This is a genomic window from Pseudosulfitobacter pseudonitzschiae, from assembly GCF_002222635.1.
In the GTDB taxonomy this organism is placed as follows: Bacteria; Pseudomonadota; Alphaproteobacteria; order Rhodobacterales; family Rhodobacteraceae; genus Pseudosulfitobacter; species Pseudosulfitobacter pseudonitzschiae_A.
In genome coordinates this window covers 2,858,772-2,878,200 of record NZ_CP022415.1, presented here as the reverse complement: position 1 = coordinate 2,878,200, position 19,429 = coordinate 2,858,772, and the positions used below count along the sequence as shown (strand labels likewise).

Below are 19,429 nucleotides of genomic sequence, written 5' to 3'. Positions count from 1 at the left end.
GTAGCACCACGGGCCGCATTCGCAAAGGGGTGGTTTGCGCGGGCCCGCGAAGGTGGGTACAGATTGCGCCATGAGAACCCTTGCTGCAATCGTACTAATTTGCACCGCTACTGCTCCGCAGGCGCATCCGCATATCTTTATTGATACGGGTCTGACCGCAATCGTGGACGACGCGGGTGCTTTGCAGGCGGTCAAGGTCACATGGGCCTATGATGCGTTCTATTCGCTGTTGATCACTGAAGATTACGGGCTGGATCCGGACGGCAACGCGGTTCTTACACCGGATGAAGAAGCGCAATTGCGTGGCTTTGACATGCAGTGGATTGAAGGGTTTGATGGCGATCTGGTGGCACGGCTGGATGGTGGGTCGTTGGAACTGTCGCGCCCGCGCGATGTGACGTTGGTCATGCGCGAAGGGCGTCTTGTCACAACGCATGTGCGGGACGTGGCGGGGACACCTGCGATGGCAGGGCATATTTTGTCGATGAAGCCGTTTGATCCGACCTATTACACTTCTTACGATGTCACCATGAACGTGAGGGTGCAGGGTCTTGAGGGCTGCGCCATCGTGCGGAACCTGCCCGATCTGGATGCGGGGATGCAGCAGCTTCAGGGGGCGTTGACCAAGCTGGGCCGAGATCAGGATGCGATTGAAGAGGGGTTCCCCGAAGTGGGCGAAGCCTTTGCCACCGAAGTCGAGATAACATGCGCGGACCGCTGATCGTTCTGTTGGTGGTGGTGGCCGCGCTGTGCTGGTGGCTGTGGCCCGGTGGCGGGATGGGGCAAATCGGTCAGATGGCTGCCGGATACCAACGTTCCTTTCAAAACGAGATGGCGCTGACGTTGCGCGCCACGCGGGCGGGCAATTCCGGCGCGTTCTGGACGCTGCTGGGTGTGTGTTTTGCCTATGGGTTCTTTCACGCGGTTGGGCCTGGGCATGGCAAGGTGCTGATTGGCGGCTACGGGCTGGGGCGTCGGGTGACGGTATTGCGGCTGGGGGTGATTGCGTTGCTGTCGTCGCTGGGGCAGGCGGTGACCGCGATTGTGTTGGTGCAGGGCGGTCTTTGGCTGTTTGCGCTGACTCGCGAGCAGATGGTCGGTGCGGCCGAAGATGTTATGGCGCCGGTCAGTTACGGTGCGGTTGTGCTGATCGGGCTGTGGTTGTTGGGGCGTGGTGTGCGGCGGCTGGTACGGCGTCCTTTGGCGGGTGATCACGGCGAGCATGATCACGACCATGCGCACGATACTTGTGCCAGTTGCGGCCATCGCCATGCCCCCAGCGTCGAGGAAGTCGCGGGCGTTCGATCGCTGCGCGAGGCGTTGATGCTGATTGCGGGTGTTGCGATCCGACCCTGTACGGGGGCGTTGTTCGTATTGGTGATCACGCATGGCATGGGCATTGTGGCTGCGGGGATTGCAGGTGTCTTTGCGATGGCGATTGGCACGGCGGTGGTCACCGTCGCCGTGGGCACCGGAGCGGTGGGGCTGCGCAGCGGTTTGCTGGCCAGCGTAGCGGGTGGCCCGCTGGCTGCAAGCCTTCTGCCTGTGGTCGAGATTGCCGCCGGCGCGCTGGTTGTGATCGGTGCGGGCGGGTTGCTTTTGCGCGCCGTGTAACAATTCGTTAGAATTTGGCAAACATCACGAAAAAGTTGACCGCGAGTGTGCTTCGAACATGATTTGCGGTGAGGATTCGCAAGTCGTGCGAAAAGGGCCTGTCGCGGCAACCGCGGCGGGTTTGGGAGGAGAACACATTGACCAAGACGCTGGAAGGCGCCGATGGACTGACGTCCATACCGGCGTTGCTGCACCGCAATGCGACCAAGTTCGCAGATGCTCCTGCTTACCGCGAAAAAGAATTCGGCATCTGGCAAAGCTGGAGCTGGTCGCAGGCACTTGAGGAAATCGAGGCGCTGGCGTTGGGTATGATCGACCTTGGCGTGGCCGAGGGCGACTTTGTCGCGGTGATCGGGCGCAACCGGCCACGGCTGTATTGGGCGATGATGTCCGCGCAGATGTGCGGTGCCGTTCCGGTGCCGCTCTATAATGACGCGGCTGCCGAAGAAATGGCTTATACCCTTGGCCATTGCGGTGCAAAATACGTGATCGCGGGCGACCAGGAGCAGGTCGATAAGGTCATGGATATTCAGGGCGGACTGCCGCAGTTCGAAGAGATGATCTATCTTGATGCGCGCGGCTTGCGGAAATACGATCATGAAAAGCTGCGCTCGTACGAGCAGGTGCAGGAAACCGGACGTGCCAAGCGCGACGACCTGATCGCAGACATGAAGGCGCGCATCGCCAAGCTGGATTACGACAGCACCGCCGTGATGCTGTACACATCGGGCACCACGGGCAACCCCAAGGGCGTGGTGCTGAGCAACCGCAACGTGATCGAAACCTCGCGCACGAGTTCGGAATTCGACCATCTGCGCCAGACAGATGACATTCTGGCATATCTGCCGATGGCATGGGTGGGCGATTTTATCTTTTCCGTCGGACAGGCGTTGTGGACAGGGTATTGCACCAACTGCCCCGAAAGCCCCGAGACAATGATGACCGACCTGCGCGAGATCGGGCCGACCTATTACTTTGCCCCGCCGCGCGTGTTTGAAACCCAGCTGACCAACGTGATGATCCGCATGGAGGATGCCAGCAAGCTGAAGAAACGCATGTTCGATCACTTCATGGCGCACGCACGCAAGGTGGGTCCGGCGCTGCTGGACGGCAAGCCTGTCGGGTTCATGGACCGGATGAAATACAAGCTGGGCGATCTGCTGGTCTATGGCCCGCTGAAAAACACGCTGGGCTTCACCCGCGTGCGCGTCGGCTATACGGCGGGCGAGGCGATCGGTCCGGAAATCTTTGATTTCTACCGCTCGCTGGGGATCAACCTGAAACAGCTTTACGGCCAGACCGAAGCCACCGTTTACATCACCGCACAGCCCGATGGCGAAGTGCGTAGTGACACCGTGGGCGTAGTTTGTCCCGGGGTCGAGTTGAAGATCAACGACACGGGCGAGGTGTACTATCGCTCGCCGGGCGTGTTCGTTGAGTATTACAAAAACCCCGAAAGCACCGCCGACACCAAGGACGCCGAAGGTTGGGTGGCCACGGGTGACGCGGGCTTTATCGAGCCGGACACAGGCCATTTGCGCATTATCGACCGTGCCAAAGACGTGGGCAAGATGGCCGACGGGTCGCTGTTTGCGCCGAAGTACGTCGAAAACAAGCTGAAGTTCTATCCCAACATTCTGGAAGCGGTCGTGTTTGGAAACGGGCGCGACGAATGCACCGCGTTTATCAACATCGACCTGACAGCGGTCAGCAACTGGGCCGAGCGTAACAACATCGCCTATGCCTCGTATCAGGAACTGGCGGGCCATCCGCAGGTGCTGGCCATGATCCAGAGCCACGTCGAGGAAACCAACCGCTCGGTGGCCGACGACGAGATGCTGTCGGGTTGTCAGGTCCACCGTTTCGTCGTGCTGCACAAAGAACTGGACGCCGACGATGGCGAGCTGACCCGCACCCGCAAGGTGCGCCGCAAGAAGATCGAGGAGAAATTCCACGACATCATCACGGCGATGTACGACGGGTCCGATCACATCAGTACGGTGACAGAAGTGACCTATGAGGACGGTCGCAAGGGCGCGATCAAGGCGACGCTGGAAATTCGGACGGCAGCTGTCGAGCAGGTCACCACGCGGATGGCGGCGGAATGATGGGTTTTGTATCGCATCCCGTCGGCCTTCGGGCTTTGGCAAGTCGTCGCTCGGACGGGGAATTCTTAGAACCAGAGAAGCAGGGGGAGGTGTGATGCTGGATCAAGCAGAAGGCTACACAACCGCGGATGGACGCAAGATTGGTCCGGTGGTCATGGAGATGAAGAACATCACCCTACGCTTCGGCGGTGTCGAGGCGATCAAGGACATCTCGTTTGATATCCGCCAAGGCGAGATCCGCGCAATCATCGGGCCGAACGGGGCGGGCAAATCGTCAATGCTCAACGTGATCTCGGGATTTTATGTGCCGCAAGACGGACAAGTGTTCTATCAAGGTGCGCTGCGTCCGCCGATGAAGCCGTTTCAGGTGGCACGGCAAGGTATTGCGCGGACATTCCAGAACATCGCGCTGTTCGAGGGCATGACTGTTCTGGACAACGTGATGACAGGGCGCTTGACCCATATGGAGACCGGCCTGTTCTGGCAGTCGATGTGGAAGGGCAAGGCCGAGGCGGAAGAGACCGCCAACCGTGAAGTCGCCGAGAGGATCATTGATTTTCTGGAAATTCAGGCGATCCGCAAGACGCCTGTGGCGCGTCTGCCTTACGGTTTGAAAAAACGGGTCGAACTGGCACGCGCGCTGGCTGCCGAGCCGTCCTTGCTGCTGCTGGACGAGCCAATGGCGGGGATGAACGTCGAGGAGAAAGAGGACATGAGCCGCTTTATCCTGGATGTGAACGACGAATTCGGCACCACCATCGCCCTGATCGAACACGACATGGGCGTGGTGATGGACCTGAGCGACCGCGTGGTCGTGATGGATTACGGCAAGAAGATCGGTGACGGCACCCCCGACGAGGTGCGCGGCAATCAGGCAGTAATCGACGCTTATCTGGGGGTCGCACATGACTGATGCAACGATGTGGAATGTGAAGGAACTGCGCGATGTCTGAGGCTTTTCTCTATACGGTCGAGGTGTTCCTGAACGGGCTGATGGCCGGGGTGCTTTATGCGCTGGTCGCACTGGGCTTTGTGTTGATCTACAAGGCGTCGGGTATTTTTAACTTTGCCCAAGGGGTCATGGCGCTGTTTGCGGCGATGACGCTGGTGGGTTTCCAGAACGGGCAGGTGCCCTTTGCGCATCTGATCAACGCGACCTTTGGCGTGCATGTGTCGACCTTTGGCTGGAACCTGCATTCGGTTTTTGCGGTGTTTCTGACCGTATTGGTGATGATTGCGCTGGCTTGGGCCGTGCAGCGGTTCGTGTTCCGGCATCTGGTGGGGCAAGAGCCGATCATTCTGTTTATGGCAACCATCGGTCTGGCCTATTTCCTCGAAGGCCTCGCAGACCTGATGTGGGGTTCGGAGATCAAGACGCTGGACCTGTGCTGGGCTGCGGGCGCGTGCCTGCCGCAAGGCGGGAACGTCTGGGTCGAAGAGGCGACGCAGGGACTGGGCGGCGAAGGGTTCTACGGCTTTTTCATCGACAGCCTGGATATCGTCGCGGCGCTTGTGGCGATGGTGCTGGTCGCGGCCCTGGTGGCCTTTGCGCAGTATACCAAACAGGGCCGCGCGATGCGGGCTGTGGCAGACGACCATCAGGCGGCGTTGTCTGTGGGTGTGTCGCTGAACTTTATCTGGATACTTGTGTGGTCGCTGGCAGGCTTTGTCGCTTTGGTGGCGGGCATCATGTGGGGCGCAAAGTCGGGCGTTCAATTCTCGTTGTCACTGATCGCGCTCAAGGCGCTGCCGGTGCTGATGCTGGGCGGTTTCACATCCATTCCCGGTGCGATTGTTGGCGGTCTGATCATTGGCGTGGGCGAGAAGCTGTTCGAGTTTCTGATTGGCGCGCCATTTCTGGGTGGGGCCACCGAAAACTGGTTTGCCTATATGCTGGCGCTGTTGTTTCTGGTGTTCCGCCCGCAAGGTTTGTTCGGGGAGAAGATCATTGAACGTGTTTGATCCGGTGCGAGCCACAGCGGGGGCCAGCCCCCGCACCCCCGGGATATTTCCGGCCAAAAGAAACAAAGGCCTGCGGGCTGTGGGAGATCTCTGATGTTTTATCGTGAAGCGGGCGAATTTCGCACGACCTACAAGGAAGACAGCCAGACCTTTCCGATCAAGTTCGACCGGTGGCGGTACTACTTTGTACTGTTCATTGCGATTTGTGTCATTCCGTTCATGGTCAACGACTATTGGGTGAACTCGATTTTCCTGCCGTTTCTGATCTATGCGATTGCGGCGATCGGGTTGAACATTCTGGTCGGCTATTGCGGTCAGGTTTCTTTGGGCACGGGCGGGTTCATGGCTGTAGGAGCCTATGCCTGTTATAAACTGATGACAGCGTTTCCTGACGTGAGCATGTTCATTCACGTCATTCTGGCCGGTGCGATCACGGCAGCGGTGGGGATGCTCTTTGGGCTGCCATCTTTGCGGATCAAAGGGTTCTATCTGGCGGTGGCGACACTTGCGGCGCAGTTCTTTCTGGTCTGGTTGTTCAACCGCGTGCCGTGGTTCTACAACTATTCCGCTTCGGGTCAGATCAACGCGCCCGAACGCGAGACCTTTGGCGTGCTGATCACCGGGCCGAACACCGAAGCCTGGGCTGCCTATCTGTTCTGTCTGGTCTTTACCGTTGTCAGTGCCCTGATTGCGCGCAACCTGACCCGTGGGTCGGTGGGGCGTAAATGGATGGCCATTCGGGATATGGACATTGCCGCCGAGATCATCGGGGTGAACCCATTGACCGCCAAATTGAGCGCCTTTGCCGTATCGTCGTTTTTTGTTGGCATCTCGGGTGCGTTGTTCTTCAGTGTCTATTTGGGCGCTGTCGAGGTGGGCGAGGCGTTTGGCATCAACAAATCGTTTCTGGTGCTGTTCATGATCATCATCGGCGGGCTGGGCAGCATCTTTGGCAGCTTTGCCGGAGCGGCGTTTTTGGTGTTGTTGCCCGTGGCGCTGAAGGTTGTGGGCGTGGACTGGCTGGGATGGCCGACGGATATCGTGGCGCATTTGCAGCTGGTGATCGTGGGGGCACTGATCATCGTGTTCCTTATCGCTGAACCGCATGGCATCGCGCAGCTGTGGCGCGTGACCAAAGAGAAATTGAGATTGTGGCCATTCCCGCATTAGCGGGGCTGGTTGCCAAGACTGGCGGGGAAAACCCCGCCCTACGCAGGTTCCGAAAGGGGCTGCATCGGAAAAACCAAGGGAGGAAACACCGATGAAGATGAAGTTTGCAACAATGGCTGTCGCGGCTGTTATGACTGCGGGCCCGGTGATGGCGGACCTCGTGTTCCCGTCGCTGAGCTACCGGACTGGTCCATATGCGGCCAGCGGCATTCCCTTTGCGGATGGCTATGCCGATTATTTCACTCTGCTGAACGAGCGTGATGGCGGCATTGGAGGTGCCAAGATCCGCATGGTAGAATGCGAGACCGGCTATAACACCGAAAAAGGCGTGGAATGCTACGAATCCACCAAAGGTGAAGGCGCGCTGGTTTATCAACCGCTGTCCACTGGTATCACCTACCAACTGATCCCAAAAGCGACAGCAGACGGTATTCCGATCCACTCGATGGGCTATGGCCGGACATCTGCCGCCAACGGCACTGTGTTCAGCCACGTCTTTAACTATCCTGCCAACTATTGGGATGGTGCATCGGGCGCGATCAACTACCTGCTGGACGAGAACAGTGGTGACATCAACGGTAAGAAAATCGCCTTGATCTACCACAACTCGGCCTATGGCAAAGAGCCGATCCGCACGTTGGAAGAACTGCAAAAGATCCACGGCTTTGAGCTGACATTGCTGCCCGTCGACCACCCCGGTCAGGAGCAAAAATCGCAGTGGCTGCAAATTCGTCGTGACCGTCCCGACTATGTCGTGATGTGGGGCTGGGGTGTAATGAACCAAGTTGCGGTGCAAGAGGCCGTGAACATCCGTTATCCGATGGAAAACTTCATCGGCGTGTGGTGGTCGGGTTCCGAAGCAGACGTGATCCCTGCGGGTGCCGCAGCCAATGGCTATAAGGCGCTGACGTTCCACGGTGTGGGCAAAGACTATCCTGTCTATGACGATATCCAGCAATATGTCGTGGATGCTGGCAAGGCTGCCGGTGCGGGCGACCAGATCGGTACGGTCCAGTATAACCGTGGTATGTATGCTGCGATGCTGGCCGCCGAAGCTGCGAAAACCGCTCAGGACATCCACGGCACACCGGACATCACTCCTGCGATGATGCGCGATGGAATGGAAGCACTCGAAATCACCGAAGCAAAGATGGCCGAGCTGGGCCTTCCCAACTTTGGCCCCGAGTTCAAAGTGTCGTGCGAACAGCATGGTGGCCCCGGTCTGGTGGGCGTGACCCAATGGGATGCAGCGGCGGGAGAATGGAATTTTGTTTCCGAATTCAAACCGACGGATCGCGAGCTGATCGGTCGTTTGGTGGCCGAAGATTCCGCTGCCTATGCGGCTGAAAACTCCATCGAGCCGCGTTGCAACTAAACCCCTTTCTCCGGCGGCGCAGGCCGTCGCCGGAGACTTTCTTGAACATTTCCATCGGGATACGTTGATCATGCTGGACGCCGGAAAAACTGACGAGACCTTGCTTGAGGTCAACAATATCGAGGTGATCTATAATCACGTCATTCTGGTGCTGAAGGGCGTCAGCCTGTCGGTGCCCAAAGGCGGGATTACGGCCCTTTTGGGCGGCAACGGCGCAGGCAAGACCACAACGCTGAAAGCGATCAGTGGCCTGTTGGCATCCGAGCGTGGCGAAGTCACCAAAGGGTCGATCAAATATCGCGGTGATGCGATCCAGCACACAGACCCTGCCGAGACCGTAAAACGTGGAGTGGTGCAGGTTATGGAAGGCCGTCACTGTTTTGAACACTTGACCATCGAGGAAAACCTGCTGACCGGTGCCTATACGCGCACCGACGGCAAGGGCGCTACGGCGGCGGACCTTGAAATGGTTTACAATTATTTTCCGCGCCTGCGCGAGCGGCGAAAATCGCAGGCCGGCTACACCTCCGGGGGCGAACAGCAGATGTGTGCGATTGGACGCGCCCTGATGAGCCGCCCTGAAACGATCCTGCTGGACGAACCCAGCATGGGTCTGGCACCGCAACTGGTAGAGCAGATTTTTACGATTGTGAAATCGGTGAACGAGAACGAAGGCGTGTCGTTCCTGCTGGCAGAGCAGAACACCAACGTGGCGCTACGCTTTGCGCACTATGGTTATATTCTGGAATCGGGCCGCGTGGTGATGGACGGCCCCGCAGCCGAACTGCGCGAGAACCCCGATGTAAAGGAATTCTATCTGGGGATGTCGGACGAAGGCCGCAAATCGTTTCGCGATGTGCGATCTTACCGCCGTCGCAAACGTTGGCTGAGCTGACCGAAGCGGATTGCGGGCTGCAGCCTATTTTCAAACAGACGAACAGGACATTTTCCGATGCCGGACACAGCGTACTTTGATGATCTGGAAACCCGCAGCGCGGACCAGCGGCGGGCCGAACAGGCCACCCTGCTGCGCAAGCGTCTGGCGTCGATCACGCAGGCACCTGCGGATTGGCGTGCGGCTGCGGCCGAAGTTCAGGGCCCCGACGATCTGGTGGCGCTGCCTGTAATGCGTAAATCGGACCTGTCGGCGTCGCAAAAGGAAAATCCACCCTTTGGAGGGATCGCCGTCAGCAATCTGGCGCATGTGTTCCAGTCGCCCGGTCCGATCTATGAGCCGGGGGGGATCAGTCACGACTGGTGGCGGATGGGGCGCTTTTTGCACGCGGCGGGCATTGGCAAGGGTGACATCGTCCAGAACTGCTTTGGTTATCATCTGACGCCTGCGGGCATGATTTTTGAATCTGGCGCGCGGGCGGTGGGCGCGGCCGTGCTGCCTGCGGGCACGGGACAGACCGAACTGCAGGTGATCGCGGCGCGTGACATCGGCACCACCGCCTATGCGGGTACGCCGGATTATCTGAAGGTGATTTTGGACAAGGCCGACGAGATGGGCGTGACGCTGAAGTTGTCGCGCGCGGTTGTCGGCGGCGGCGCGCTGTTTCCCAGCCTGCGTCAGGAATACGCTGACCGCGGTATCGCCTGTTTGCAATCCTATGCCACTGCCGATCTGGGTAACATCGCTTATGAGACACCGGCGATGGAGGGCATGATCGTGGACGAAGGCGTGATCGTGGAAATCCTGACGCCCGGCACCGGCAATCCTGTGGAACCGGGTGAAGTGGGGGAGGTCGTCGTGACATCGTTGAACCCGGATTATCCGCTGATCCGTTTTGCCACCGGCGACATGAGCGCCGTGATGGCCGGACAAAGCCCGTGCGGGCGCACCAACATGCGCATAAAAGGATGGATGGGGCGCGCCGACCAGACCACCAAGATCAAAGGAATGTTCGTGCGCCCCGAGCAGGTGGCAGCACTGGTTGCCAAACACCCCGACATCGCGCGTGCCCGCGTGGTGGCACGGCGTGACGGGCAGCAGGATGCGATGACAGTGCAGATTGAATCCGATGGTGGCGATGCGCAGACCTTTGCCACAAGCGTGGTCGACACGCTGAAGCTGAAAAGCACGGTCGAGATCGTGCCTTTGGGCAGTCTGCCGCGCGACGGTTTGGTGATTGAAGACCAGCGTACATACGACTGAGAATGTCGCCGGCCGCATAGGCTGTTTGGGGGGCTCGGCCCCCGCGCCATGCGGCGCGCCCCCGGAGTTTTTTAGCAAGATGAAGGATCAGCCCACGATCATGCGGATCAGCATCCATGTGCCCATGCCTGCCATTGCGATGTTTTCGCTAAGCGAGATGAAACCAAGGGGTACATTGTCGTTGCCGCCCGTGCAGGCGCATTTTAGGTCGCGTTTGTCGATATAGACCGCCTTGATCACTGATACTGCGCCGATTGTGCCCACAAACAGGGCCAAGGGTGCTGCAAGCCACAGGGCGACACCCGCCAGCATCAGCACGCCTGCGACGGCTTCGGCGTAGGGGTAGATATAGGCATAGGGCACCCAGCGCCGTGCCAGCAGGTCATAGCCCAGAAACATCGTTGAAAACTGTTCAACGTCCTGTAGTTTTTGCAAGGCGAGAATGGTCATGGCGGTGGCGACAAACCACGGGATTACACGCCAGCTGAGTGGCGTGCCGTAGGTGGTCATTGCAATGGCCAGCGCGATCAGAAACGAGATGATAAAAATGGCCAGCACAGGGCGATAGGTCTTTTCGTCGCCGTCGCTAACGTGTTGACCGAAAAACCGGCGCAGGTCGTCGTGGCCGCCTATACGCTCGGTTCCGATAAAGGTTTGAGGCGTGGTTTTTACATCATGTTCGGCTTTGAAGGCGTCGGTTTCCTCGCGGGTGGTCAGGTGGTGGTCTTCGACGGTGTAGCCGTTACGCTGTAGCAGGGATTTTGATTTCAGGCCGAATGGGCACAGATGGTCTGGCATGACCATGCGGTACAGGCGGGCGGTTTTGCGGGGCATTGTGTTACTCCTTAAGGTCAGTGATCAGCGCCTGCATCTCGTTGATTTCCTTGCGTTGTGCCGCGATGATACCGTTAGCCAGTTCGCGCACGCGCGGATCGGTGATATGCGCTCGTTCGCTGGTCAGGATCGCGATGGAATGGTGCGGGATCATCGCCTGCATCCAGTCGATCTGATCCACGGTTTGCTGTGATCTGACACCCCAAAGGCCCGCACCGAACAATACCGCTGAGACCACGATGATGCCGATGTTGGCCGAGCGGCTGGGGTACATGCCCCACATAAACAGCAGCATCACCGCCATCATCAGCGCGCCCATATAAACTGCCATCCATGCGCGGGTTTCGCTGAAATAGACGTGATCAAAGGCGTAGGTGTTGAAATACATGGCCACGAACATGACGGCACTTGATGTCAGGATCATCGCGAAAAATCGGGTGTAGTGGCTCATCTCACTCTCCTTGTACTATCGGTAAAACGGGTTTCCAGCGCAGGAAGGTTCCGAAGTTTCTTTGCGCGTTGTGGAGAAAACGTGATGATGGGTGGCTGGCGGATGCCGCGTGCGGCGGCTAGGACTGCCATCAGGATCGTTGTGCAGATCAGGGGCAGGCGCGCGCATGTGGATGGTACGGGTGTTGGTTTTGATTGCGTACGGTGCGTTGGCGGCTTGCGGGTCCAAGTCTGAAACAATGGACGCACCCGTGACGCCGTTGTTGTTCAATGCCGCAGATATAGCGGTGCAGGACAAGCTGCTGATCCTTGTTCCCGGATCGATGACGCCGCTGGGCATTTTCGATCCTGTGGTAGAATGGCGGTCCAAGGGCTATGCTTTTGCCGCGTACAGGTTTCCCGGTATGGACGGGCGGCCGCTGGACGGGCCGCTGAATATTGCACGTGCCGCACAGACCATCGTTACGCTGGCCGAGCGCTATCCTGACAAGCAGATCAAGCTGTTGGGCTTTTCCACTGGTGCGCCGATTGCAATGCTGGCGGCCAAGCAGATCGGTCCGCGTGCGCAAGTGGCGGCGATGTCGAGCGCGGTAGAGTTCGGCGGTGGCGCGCAGACAGGGCTGCGCGGGATCGACGACATTCTGGTGGCTGCGACGCGGGCAAAGTCGGTGAACACGCGCAAGGTCTGGGAGGACTACTTTCCGGTTTTGTTGTTCGGACGGCAGGGCGCGCGTTCGCCCGAGCGGGCCGATGACATTGCCCGCATTACCAGCCGCCCGAAAAAGATCGTAATCGAGCCGTCGTTCAATATTTTCAAGGCGCATACGATGGCGCTGGTCGGATGGCAGTTGCCCAAGGGGTTCACACTGCCGCCCGGACAGGTGCATTTCTATGCAGGCAGCGCTGACACGGTGTTCCGGCCACATCAGGTGCGCCGGTTTGCCAAGGAAATTGGCGGCGCGCCGATTACCTTTTATCCCGGCTTGGGGCATTTGCTTTATGTGGCCGAGCCGCGTGTGTTCGATGATATTCTGGAGTTCTTCGAACAGGGCTGACACGCAGGGCATGGTCTGGTCATTCCGACAGAAATAGTCGAAATACAGGCTATGAGCGATCAGGCATTGAATACTGCGGGGCGGCCTGCACGGGCGCGGCTGGCTCCGCGCGGGTTAGCGACGGTGGCATTGCTGGCGGCGGGCGTCTGTCTGTTGCCGATGGTCGCGGTTTTTCTGGCATCGATTGGCGGCGGCTTTGACACGGTGCGGCATCTTTTGCAGACGGTGCTGCCGCGCTATGCGGGTAATACGCTGGCGCTGGTTCTGCTGGTGTCATGCGGGACGTTCATGATCGGTGTCGGTGCCGCATGGTTGGTGACGATGACACGGTTCCCCGGTGTGGGGCTGTTCGAAATTGCGTTGGTGTTGCCGTTGGCCTTTCCGGCCTACGTGCTGGCCTATGCCTATACCAGTATTCTGGATCACCCCGGCGTGGTGCAATCGACGCTGCGGGCCGTGATGGGTTGGGGGCCGCGCGACTATTGGTTTCCCGAAATCCGCAGCCTTGGCGGGGCGGCGTTGATGCTGGTGCTGGTGCTATATCCTTATGTCTATCTGTTGGCGCGGGCGTCGTTTTTACAGCAATCGGGCACCACGTTCCTAGCGGCGCGGGCCTTGGGCAGTTCGGTCTGGGGCGCGTTTTTCAAGGTCAGCCTGCCGCTGGCGCGACCTGCAATTGCGGCGGGCGTACTGCTGACGGTGATGGAGACCATCGCCGATTTTGGCACTGTTGCCTATTTTGGTGTTCAGACCTTTGCCACGGGTATTTACACCAGTTGGTTCAGTCTGGGGGATCGCACGGGGGCTGCGCAACTGGCGTTGTGTCTGCTGGGCTTTGCGCTGTTGCTGGCGATGCTGGAGCGTGCGCAAAGGGGGCGGGCGAAATATCATGATCCATCCCGTGGCAACAAAGGTGGCAACCCGCCCGTTGAGCTGACGGGCATCCGTGCTGCGCTGGCAATGGTGCTGTGCGGCGTGCCGGTGCTGTTGGGCGCGCTGCTGCCCATCGTGGCCTTGGTGGCAATGGGGCTGGGGTCCGAGCAGGATCTGACCAGTGCCCGCTATTTGGGATTTGCGCAAAACTCGCTGATGTTGGCGGCCATTGCGGCTGTTCTGACCCTTGGTGCGGCGATTGCCGTTGGATTTTACAACCGCATTCAGCCAAGATCATTGGCACGCGGGGCCGCTTATGTGGCGCGGCTGGGCTATGCGGTGCCGGGCGGGGTGATCGCGGTGGGGCTGATGGTGCCCTTTGCCGCTTTTGACAACCGTCTGGATGCGTGGATGCGGGCCACCTTCGATATCTCGACGGGCCTGCTGATCACCGGTTCGATCTGGCTGCTGATCATCGCTTACATGGTGCGGTTTCTAGCGGCGGCGTTGGGGGCATACGAGGGCGGGCAGGCGCTGGTGCATGTGAACATGGATGCGGCCAGCCGGTCGTTGGGCAAAGGGCCGATGGCAACCTTGCGCCGTGTGCATTTGCCGATTTTGACGCCCAGCCTGCTGACGGCGGCGCTGATTGTTTTCGTCGATGTGATGAAAGAGCTGCCAGCGACGCTGATCATGCGTCCGTTCAACTATGACACATTGGCGGTTCAGGCATACCGGTTGGCCAGTGACGAGCGGCTGGACGGGGCTGCGGTGCCATCGCTGGTGATTGTTGCGGTCGGGGTGCTGCCGGTGATTCTGATCTGTCGTCAGGTCGGGCGCAGCCGGTAATCGCGGGCAGCCCCAGAGGGCCGCCCGCATAGGTCTGCTTCAGCTTTCGCTGTCGTCACCGATTTTGTCCCATGTTCTGGTTTCGAAATCCGATGCGTCGTGGCGTTCGCGCAGTTGGAATTCGGGTGCACCAAAGGTGCGGTTGACCATGCGGCCCCGTTTTACGGCGGGGCGTTCGTCGATCTTTTTCGCCCAAGCCAGCACGTTGGTATAGCTTTCCGCGTCAAGGAAGGTCGCGGCGTCGTAGAGGCGGCCCAGAACCAACTGGCCGTACCACGGCCAGATCGCGATATCTGCGATCGTATAGTCATCACCGGCGATATAGGGATGGTCGGCTAGTTGCCGTTCCAGTACGTCAAGCTGGCGCTTTGCTTCCATGGTGAAACGGTTGATCGGGTATTCCCACTTTTCCGGTGCATAAGCGTAGAAATGGCCAAAGCCGCCACCCAGATAGGGCGCGCTGCCCATCTGCCACATCACCCAGTTCATTACTTCGGTGCGGGCAGGGCCGGAGGCGGGCAGGAATTCGCCAAATTTTTCGGCCAGATGAAACAGGATCGATGCGCTTTCAAAGACGCGCACGGGCGTGTCGCCTGAACGGTCCATCAACGCGGGAATTTTCGAGTTCGGATTGATTTCGACGAAACCCGAGGAAAATTGGTCGCCTTCGCCAATGTTGATCAGATAGGCGTCGTACTCCGCGCCTGCGTGACCTTTTTCCAGCAGCTCTTCCAGCATAACGGTCGCTTTGACACCATTCGGCGTGGCCAACGAATGCAGTTGCATGGGGTGTTTGCCGACTTCCAGTTCTTTGTCGTGGGTCGGGCCCGCGATGGGACGGTTGATATTGGCGAATCGGCCGCCGCTTTCTGTGTCCCATGTCCAGACCTCTGGGGGCGTGTACGTGTCGGTCATTATAATTGCCTTTCGGTGAGTGGTTTGGTGACAACTTATGGTCTTGTGCGGAAGGCGCAAGACCATGCGGGTGCATCATCAGCAGGTGCCTCCCCCCGGTGCAGGCAATAAAAAAGCCGCCCCAAGGGACGGCTTTCTCAAAATTGATCTGGCGTAAGCTCAGCCTTGGCGGGCTTTGAACCGGCGCTGCGTCTTGTTGATGACGTACACACGGCCTTTGCGACGCACAACGCGGCAGTCACGGTGCCGGTTTTTGAGCGAGCGGAGCGAGTTGCGAACCTTCATGGCGCTTCTTCCTCATGTTTCATGGCGCGAAGCAGCGCCGGGGTTGCGGGTGTCCGGGCGGGGTGCCCGAACTGTGAATAGAATGGTGGGCGATACAAGGATCGAACTTGTGACCCCTTCGATGTCAACGAAGTGCTCTACCGCTGAGCTAATCGCCCACTCTGGCCTTCGCAAAACTTTGCCCCAAACGAAATTGGGGCGCGAGATTTCGCGCCGGTAGGGGGGCGTATAAAAGGAGTCGGAAGCGGGATCAAGGGCTTTTGATACGCGTATTTCATGCGCTATGCTAATAACATGAGGAGACGCCATGCCCAAGCTTGCCTACGAAGTGTTGCACCCGGACGCGAACACGTCCTGTGTTGTATTTGCGTCGCCTCATTCCGGGCGGGATTATCCTTGGCGATTCTTGCGGACGACAGTTCTGAACGAGCATCAGGTGCGGTCGTCCGAAGATGCCTTTGTCGATATGCTGTTTGATTGCGCACCCCGTTTTGGCGCGTGCTTTCTTAAAGCAGGCGCGCCGCGTGCTTTTGTCGATTTGAATCGCGCGGCGGACGAACTGGACCCTGCGCTAATCGAAGGTGTACGCCAGAAGGGGCACAATCCGCGAGTCGCATCGGGGTTGGGGGTGGTGCCGCGTGTCGTGGCGAACGGGCGGGCGATCTATCGTGGAAAGCTGTCCATTGAGGAAGCGGAACGGCGCATCGAAATGTATTGGCGACCCTATCACGGGATGCTGCAACACCTGCTGGATGACGCACATAGGCGGCACGGGCAGGCGGTGTTGATTGACTGTCATTCCATGCCACATGAGGCGATGGACAGTGTGGTGCGTGGCGGAATGAAACGCCCCGACGTTGTGTTGGGCGATCGTTTTGGCGCTGCTGCTGCGGGCGAGGTGGTGGACCAGATCGAGGCGGCTTTTGTCGCCGCAGGATTCGTCGTGACCCGCAATGCGCCTTTTGCCGGAGCCTATATTACGCAAGCCTACGGGCGTCCAACGCGCGGGCAACATGCGGTGCAGGTCGAAATCGACCGCAGTTTGTACATGAATGAGGCGCTGGTGCGACCCAACGGTAGCTTTGACGAGGTGCGGGCGCGTCTGGCGGCGGTAGTGGGCGAGATTGCGCAGATCGGTCAGGGGCGGATGCCGCTGGCTGCCGAATGATCTGACGCCTCGTTACACTGGCTCTTGCGGTATTTGCAGGTAGCGTTGCACTGACTTTTCAGGGGAGAGACAGTGATGAATCTGGATCAGGCAATTTCGGAACGGCGCAGCATCAGAGGATTCAAGCCCGATCCGGTGCCCCGCGAACTGCTGGAAGAGATTATCGCGCTGGCCAACCGTGCGCCGTCGTCAATGAACACCCAGCCTTGGCATTTTCATGTTCTGACCGGTGCGCCACTAGAGGCAGTACGCACAGGCAATTCCGAGCGGATGCTTTCAGGCGTGCCGCCGCAGCGTGAAATCTCAAGTCACGGAGCCTATCAGGGGGTGCATCGCGACCGGCAGGTCGAGATCGCAATTCAGTTGTTCGAGGCGATGGGTATCGAGCGCGATAACAAGGAGAAGCGACAGGATTGGGTGATGCGTGGCTTTCGCCAGTTTGATGCGCCGGTGTCGGTTGTCGTGACCTTCGACAAGGGGCTGGAGGACGACACGATTGCACATTTTGATCTGGGCGCTGTGACCTATGGTCTGGTTCTGGCCGCGTGGAGCCGTGGTTTAGGAGCTGTGATCAACGGTCAGGGGATCATGCAGTCGCCTGTGGTGCGTGAAAATGCCGGCATTCCGGATGATCAGGTGATTCTGACCTGTGTGGCACTGGGGTGGCCGGATGAAGGATTTTCGGCCAACTCGGTCGTGTCACGGCGGCGGAATGTGGGTGAAACCGCGCGGTTTGTAGGGTTCGACCAAGATTGTCCGTGATCAGCGTAGCGCGCGGCCTTTAACGATTGCATCAGGGCCAAAGCGGCTACGAATCTGGTCCGTGGCGCGTTCAGCCTGACTGCGCTTGGCTTTGTCGGGGTCCAGCAGGTCGCCTTCGGTGTCGGCCCGGTCTGCGTTTACAAGATCCGAGATGCCGCAGCCCAGCAAACGGTAGGGGCCTTCGTTGCCGACCTGCTCGAACAGGGCGCGGGCGGTGCGATAGATGGTATCGGCCATTTGCGTCGGGCTGTGCAAGGACAGGCGCCGCGTCAGCGTGGTGTGGTTCGCACGTTTGAGTTTCAGGGTGACGACGCGGCCCGCCAGATCTTTGGCTTTGGCGCGATCTGCCACCTTTTCAGCCATGCGCCACAAATGGCCGTCAAGAATGTCGGGATCGGCGGTGTCGTCGTTGAAGGTGGTTTCGTTTGAAATTGATTTCATCGGCTCGTGGGCTGTCACCCGCCGCGCGTCGATGCCGCGTGCCAGGTGCCACAGCCGATCGCCCATCGCGCCGAAACGGGCGAGCAGATCCTGCTGGTCCCAGCGTTTGAGGTCTGCAAAACTGCGTATCCCTGCCTTGTCCAGAGACGCTTGTGCCGCGTGGCCAACACCCCAGATCAGGCGCACTGGCTTATCATGCAGAAAGCTTTCTGTTTCGGCCTTGCCGATTACCGAAAACCCGTGCGGTTTGTCCAGGTCAGAGGCGATTTTGGCCAGAAATTTGTTGTGCGACAGGCCGATTGAACCAGTCAGGCCCAATTCGGTGCGCATTCGCTGGATCAGCCGTGCCAGCATGACTGCGGGCGGTGCGCCGTGCAGGCGTTGCGTGCCACCAAGGTCCATGAACGCTTCGTCCAGTGAAAGGGGCTGGATGGCGGGGGTCAGGTCCTCCATCATCGCGCGAATGGCACGGGACGCTTCGACGTAGGCGGCCATGCGCGGTTTGACGATGATCGCATCGGGGCACAGCTTGAGCGCCTGAAACATCGGCATAGCCGAGCGCACACCGCGAATGCGTGCGACATAGCAAGCGGTGGAGACGACACCGCGCCTGCCGCCGCCGATAATCACCGGCTTGCCCTCAAGGTCGGGATTGTCGCGCTTTTCGACCGAGGCATAGAAGGCGTCGCAATCCATGTGGGCAATACACAGACTGTCGAGTTCGGGGTGTGCGACGACACGCGGACTGGCGCAGGCCGGGCAGCGGCGTGCGGTGTCGAATTGGTGCAGGCAGTCTCGGCAAAGGGCAGGCATGGCATTGCATCTGTGCTAGAGTGGGGGCCAGTTTAGCGCGGGAATGCGGGAATGAACATGCTATTTGCAGGCGCCAAGCTGGCGCTTTTTATTGGTGCACGGCTGGCGGTGATCCGGCGCGACGATATTGCCGGCATTCCGTGGCCTGATTATCTGGACCTGCCCGGTGGCGGACGCGAGGGCGATGAAAGCCCGCTGGCCTGCGCGTTGCGCGAAACCAGCGAGGAACTGGGGCTGAATGTTCCGGCAGAAGCTGTGAGTTGGGGCAAGCGGTTTATCGAGGATGATGGCGACAAATGGTTCTTTGCAGGTCATCTGCCGCAAGAGGCAGGAGGGCGGATTGTTCTGGGGGACGAAGGCCAGAGCTGGCAGTTGATGGCGCCACAGATATTTATCGCCCATCCCAAAGCCGTGCCGCAGTTTCAGACGCGGTTGGCGCTGTTTCTGTCAGGTACTGCGGGAGATGCGTTTGAAGTGTGAGAAAGCTGATATTCAAAAGAAAGGCCCCCCGCAAAATGAGCGGGGGGAGGTGACGAACTTCAGGAAGAACCAGTTCGTCGGGGAGTATCACCTGTCATATTACATACCCAGTTTTCG

The 19,429-nt window shown here is 59.1% G+C and carries 19 protein-coding genes and 1 tRNA gene; 14 read left to right on the top strand and 6 right to left on the bottom strand.

Going from position 1 to position 19,429, the window contains the following annotated elements:
• Nucleotides 1–70 precede the first annotated feature (70 nt).
• The 9 genes from SULPSESMR1_RS14195 (at nucleotide 71) to SULPSESMR1_RS14155 (ending at nucleotide 10,387) form a co-directional block, all read left to right on the top strand.
• Nucleotides 71–721, top strand: a complete 651-nt coding sequence (locus tag SULPSESMR1_RS14195; protein WP_089421406.1) for a DUF1007 family protein — start codon at nucleotides 71–73, stop codon at nucleotides 719–721.
• Complete coding sequence (locus tag SULPSESMR1_RS14190) at nucleotides 706–1,614, top strand: nickel/cobalt transporter (protein ID WP_089421405.1); 909 nt, start codon at nucleotides 706–708, stop codon at nucleotides 1,612–1,614. The genes SULPSESMR1_RS14195 and SULPSESMR1_RS14190 overlap by 16 nt, the downstream gene beginning before the upstream one ends.
• 137 nt (nucleotides 1,615–1,751) lie before the next feature.
• Entirely contained in the window at nucleotides 1,752–3,722 is a 1,971-nt protein-coding gene (locus SULPSESMR1_RS14185; RefSeq protein WP_198362801.1) for an AMP-binding protein, read from the top strand.
• Between the two features lie 94 nt (nucleotides 3,723–3,816).
• Nucleotides 3,817–4,635 carry an ABC transporter ATP-binding protein gene (locus SULPSESMR1_RS14180; RefSeq protein ID WP_089421404.1) on the top strand — a complete coding sequence of 273 codons (819 nt, stop codon included), beginning with the start codon at nucleotides 3,817–3,819 and terminating at the stop codon, nucleotides 4,633–4,635.
• A gap of 32 nt (nucleotides 4,636–4,667) precedes the next feature.
• A complete protein-coding gene (locus SULPSESMR1_RS14175; RefSeq protein ID WP_089421403.1) occupies nucleotides 4,668–5,684 on the top strand; it encodes a branched-chain amino acid ABC transporter permease in 1,017 nt (338 codons plus the stop codon).
• A gap of 93 nt (nucleotides 5,685–5,777) precedes the next feature.
• The gene (locus SULPSESMR1_RS14170; RefSeq protein WP_089421402.1) at nucleotides 5,778–6,854 is read left to right on the top strand and encodes a branched-chain amino acid ABC transporter permease; all 1,077 of its coding nucleotides are present in this window, start codon (nucleotides 5,778–5,780) and stop codon (nucleotides 6,852–6,854) included.
• A 91-nt stretch (nucleotides 6,855–6,945) separates the two neighbouring features.
• On the top strand, nucleotides 6,946–8,229 hold the full coding sequence (locus tag SULPSESMR1_RS14165; protein ID WP_089421401.1) for an ABC transporter substrate-binding protein: 1,284 nt from the start codon (nucleotides 6,946–6,948) through the stop codon (nucleotides 8,227–8,229).
• 70 nt (nucleotides 8,230–8,299) lie between these two features.
• A complete protein-coding gene (locus tag SULPSESMR1_RS14160; protein WP_089421400.1) occupies nucleotides 8,300–9,124 on the top strand; it encodes an ABC transporter ATP-binding protein in 825 nt (274 codons plus the stop codon).
• 57 nt (nucleotides 9,125–9,181) lie between these two features.
• Nucleotides 9,182–10,387, top strand: coding sequence for a phenylacetate--CoA ligase family protein (locus tag SULPSESMR1_RS14155; RefSeq protein ID WP_089421399.1), 1,206 nt, complete (start codon nucleotides 9,182–9,184; stop codon nucleotides 10,385–10,387).
• An 87-nt stretch (nucleotides 10,388–10,474) separates the two neighbouring features.
• Here SULPSESMR1_RS14155 and SULPSESMR1_RS14150 read toward each other — a convergent pair whose 3' ends face one another.
• Complete coding sequence (locus tag SULPSESMR1_RS14150) at nucleotides 10,475–11,221, bottom strand: MauE/DoxX family redox-associated membrane protein (protein ID WP_089421398.1); 747 nt, start codon at nucleotides 11,219–11,221, stop codon at nucleotides 10,475–10,477.
• Between the two features lie 4 nt (nucleotides 11,222–11,225).
• On the bottom strand, nucleotides 11,226–11,672 hold the full coding sequence (locus SULPSESMR1_RS14145) for a DUF305 domain-containing protein (RefSeq protein ID WP_089421397.1): 447 nt from the start codon (nucleotides 11,670–11,672) through the stop codon (nucleotides 11,226–11,228).
• 166 nt (nucleotides 11,673–11,838) lie between these two features.
• Between SULPSESMR1_RS14145 and SULPSESMR1_RS14140 the strand changes: the two genes are divergently transcribed.
• The gene (locus SULPSESMR1_RS14140) at nucleotides 11,839–12,726 is read left to right on the top strand and encodes an alpha/beta fold hydrolase (protein ID WP_089421396.1); all 888 of its coding nucleotides are present in this window, start codon (nucleotides 11,839–11,841) and stop codon (nucleotides 12,724–12,726) included.
• A gap of 51 nt (nucleotides 12,727–12,777) precedes the next feature.
• A complete protein-coding gene (locus SULPSESMR1_RS14135; RefSeq protein ID WP_089421395.1) occupies nucleotides 12,778–14,448 on the top strand; it encodes an ABC transporter permease in 1,671 nt (556 codons plus the stop codon).
• A gap of 39 nt (nucleotides 14,449–14,487) precedes the next feature.
• On the opposite strand, the gene yghU is transcribed toward SULPSESMR1_RS14135, so the two are convergent.
• The 3 genes from yghU to SULPSESMR1_RS14120 form a co-directional block, all read right to left on the bottom strand.
• The gene (gene yghU / locus SULPSESMR1_RS14130; RefSeq protein WP_089421394.1) at nucleotides 14,488–15,363 is read right to left on the bottom strand and encodes a glutathione-dependent disulfide-bond oxidoreductase; all 876 of its coding nucleotides are present in this window, start codon (nucleotides 15,361–15,363) and stop codon (nucleotides 14,488–14,490) included.
• A gap of 159 nt (nucleotides 15,364–15,522) precedes the next feature.
• Nucleotides 15,523–15,648, bottom strand: coding sequence for a type B 50S ribosomal protein L36 (ykgO, locus tag SULPSESMR1_RS14125; RefSeq protein ID WP_005850168.1), 126 nt, complete (start codon nucleotides 15,646–15,648; stop codon nucleotides 15,523–15,525).
• An 83-nt stretch (nucleotides 15,649–15,731) separates the two neighbouring features.
• Nucleotides 15,732–15,806: transfer RNA gene (locus SULPSESMR1_RS14120), tRNA-Val, on the bottom strand.
• Nucleotides 15,807–15,955: 149 nt separating this feature from the next.
• Here SULPSESMR1_RS14120 and SULPSESMR1_RS14115 point away from each other — a divergent pair.
• Together SULPSESMR1_RS14115 and SULPSESMR1_RS14110 are read left to right on the top strand one after the other, a co-directional pair.
• Nucleotides 15,956–16,816, top strand: a complete 861-nt coding sequence (locus SULPSESMR1_RS14115; protein ID WP_089421393.1) for an N-formylglutamate amidohydrolase — start codon at nucleotides 15,956–15,958, stop codon at nucleotides 16,814–16,816.
• Nucleotides 16,817–16,891: 75 nt separating this feature from the next.
• The gene (locus tag SULPSESMR1_RS14110) at nucleotides 16,892–17,578 is read left to right on the top strand and encodes a nitroreductase (RefSeq protein ID WP_089421392.1); all 687 of its coding nucleotides are present in this window, start codon (nucleotides 16,892–16,894) and stop codon (nucleotides 17,576–17,578) included.
• Here the strand turns inward: SULPSESMR1_RS14110 and SULPSESMR1_RS14105 are convergent, their stop codons facing one another.
• The gene (locus SULPSESMR1_RS14105) at nucleotides 17,579–18,832 is read right to left on the bottom strand and encodes a DNA polymerase IV (protein WP_089421391.1); all 1,254 of its coding nucleotides are present in this window, start codon (nucleotides 18,830–18,832) and stop codon (nucleotides 17,579–17,581) included.
• 51 nt (nucleotides 18,833–18,883) lie between these two features.
• Here SULPSESMR1_RS14105 and SULPSESMR1_RS14100 point away from each other — a divergent pair, with 51 nt between their 5' ends.
• Nucleotides 18,884–19,312, top strand: coding sequence for an NUDIX hydrolase (locus SULPSESMR1_RS14100; protein ID WP_345889514.1), 429 nt, complete (start codon nucleotides 18,884–18,886; stop codon nucleotides 19,310–19,312).
• Nucleotides 19,313–19,429 lie beyond the last annotated feature (117 nt).

Coding starts and splice junctions, on each gene's coding strand:
- yghU (WP_089421394.1), bottom strand. CDS start 15,363: ATGACCGACACGTACACGCCCCCAGAGGTCTGGACATGGGACACAGAA.
- SULPSESMR1_RS14105 (WP_089421391.1), bottom strand. CDS start 18,832: ATGCCTGCCCTTTGCCGAGACTGCCTGCACCAATTCGACACCGCACGC.
- SULPSESMR1_RS14110 (WP_089421392.1), top strand. CDS start 16,892: ATGAATCTGGATCAGGCAATTTCGGAACGGCGCAGCATCAGAGGATTC.
- SULPSESMR1_RS14175 (WP_089421403.1), top strand. CDS start 4,668: ATGTCTGAGGCTTTTCTCTATACGGTCGAGGTGTTCCTGAACGGGCTG.
- SULPSESMR1_RS14195 (WP_089421406.1), top strand. CDS start 71: ATGAGAACCCTTGCTGCAATCGTACTAATTTGCACCGCTACTGCTCCG.
- SULPSESMR1_RS14180 (WP_089421404.1), top strand. CDS start 3,817: ATGCTGGATCAAGCAGAAGGCTACACAACCGCGGATGGACGCAAGATT.
- SULPSESMR1_RS14115 (WP_089421393.1), top strand. CDS start 15,956: ATGCCCAAGCTTGCCTACGAAGTGTTGCACCCGGACGCGAACACGTCC.
- SULPSESMR1_RS14135 (WP_089421395.1), top strand. CDS start 12,778: ATGAGCGATCAGGCATTGAATACTGCGGGGCGGCCTGCACGGGCGCGG.
- SULPSESMR1_RS14190 (WP_089421405.1), top strand. CDS start 706: ATGCGCGGACCGCTGATCGTTCTGTTGGTGGTGGTGGCCGCGCTGTGC.
- ykgO (WP_005850168.1), bottom strand. CDS start 15,648: ATGAAGGTTCGCAACTCGCTCCGCTCGCTCAAAAACCGGCACCGTGAC.
- SULPSESMR1_RS14140 (WP_089421396.1), top strand. CDS start 11,839: ATGTGGATGGTACGGGTGTTGGTTTTGATTGCGTACGGTGCGTTGGCG.
- SULPSESMR1_RS14155 (WP_089421399.1), top strand. CDS start 9,182: ATGCCGGACACAGCGTACTTTGATGATCTGGAAACCCGCAGCGCGGAC.
- SULPSESMR1_RS14145 (WP_089421397.1), bottom strand. CDS start 11,672: ATGAGCCACTACACCCGATTTTTCGCGATGATCCTGACATCAAGTGCC.
- SULPSESMR1_RS14150 (WP_089421398.1), bottom strand. CDS start 11,221: ATGCCCCGCAAAACCGCCCGCCTGTACCGCATGGTCATGCCAGACCAT.
- SULPSESMR1_RS14160 (WP_089421400.1), top strand. CDS start 8,300: ATGCTGGACGCCGGAAAAACTGACGAGACCTTGCTTGAGGTCAACAAT.
- SULPSESMR1_RS14170 (WP_089421402.1), top strand. CDS start 5,778: ATGTTTTATCGTGAAGCGGGCGAATTTCGCACGACCTACAAGGAAGAC.
- SULPSESMR1_RS14100 (WP_345889514.1), top strand. CDS start 18,884: ATGAACATGCTATTTGCAGGCGCCAAGCTGGCGCTTTTTATTGGTGCA.
- SULPSESMR1_RS14165 (WP_089421401.1), top strand. CDS start 6,946: ATGAAGATGAAGTTTGCAACAATGGCTGTCGCGGCTGTTATGACTGCG.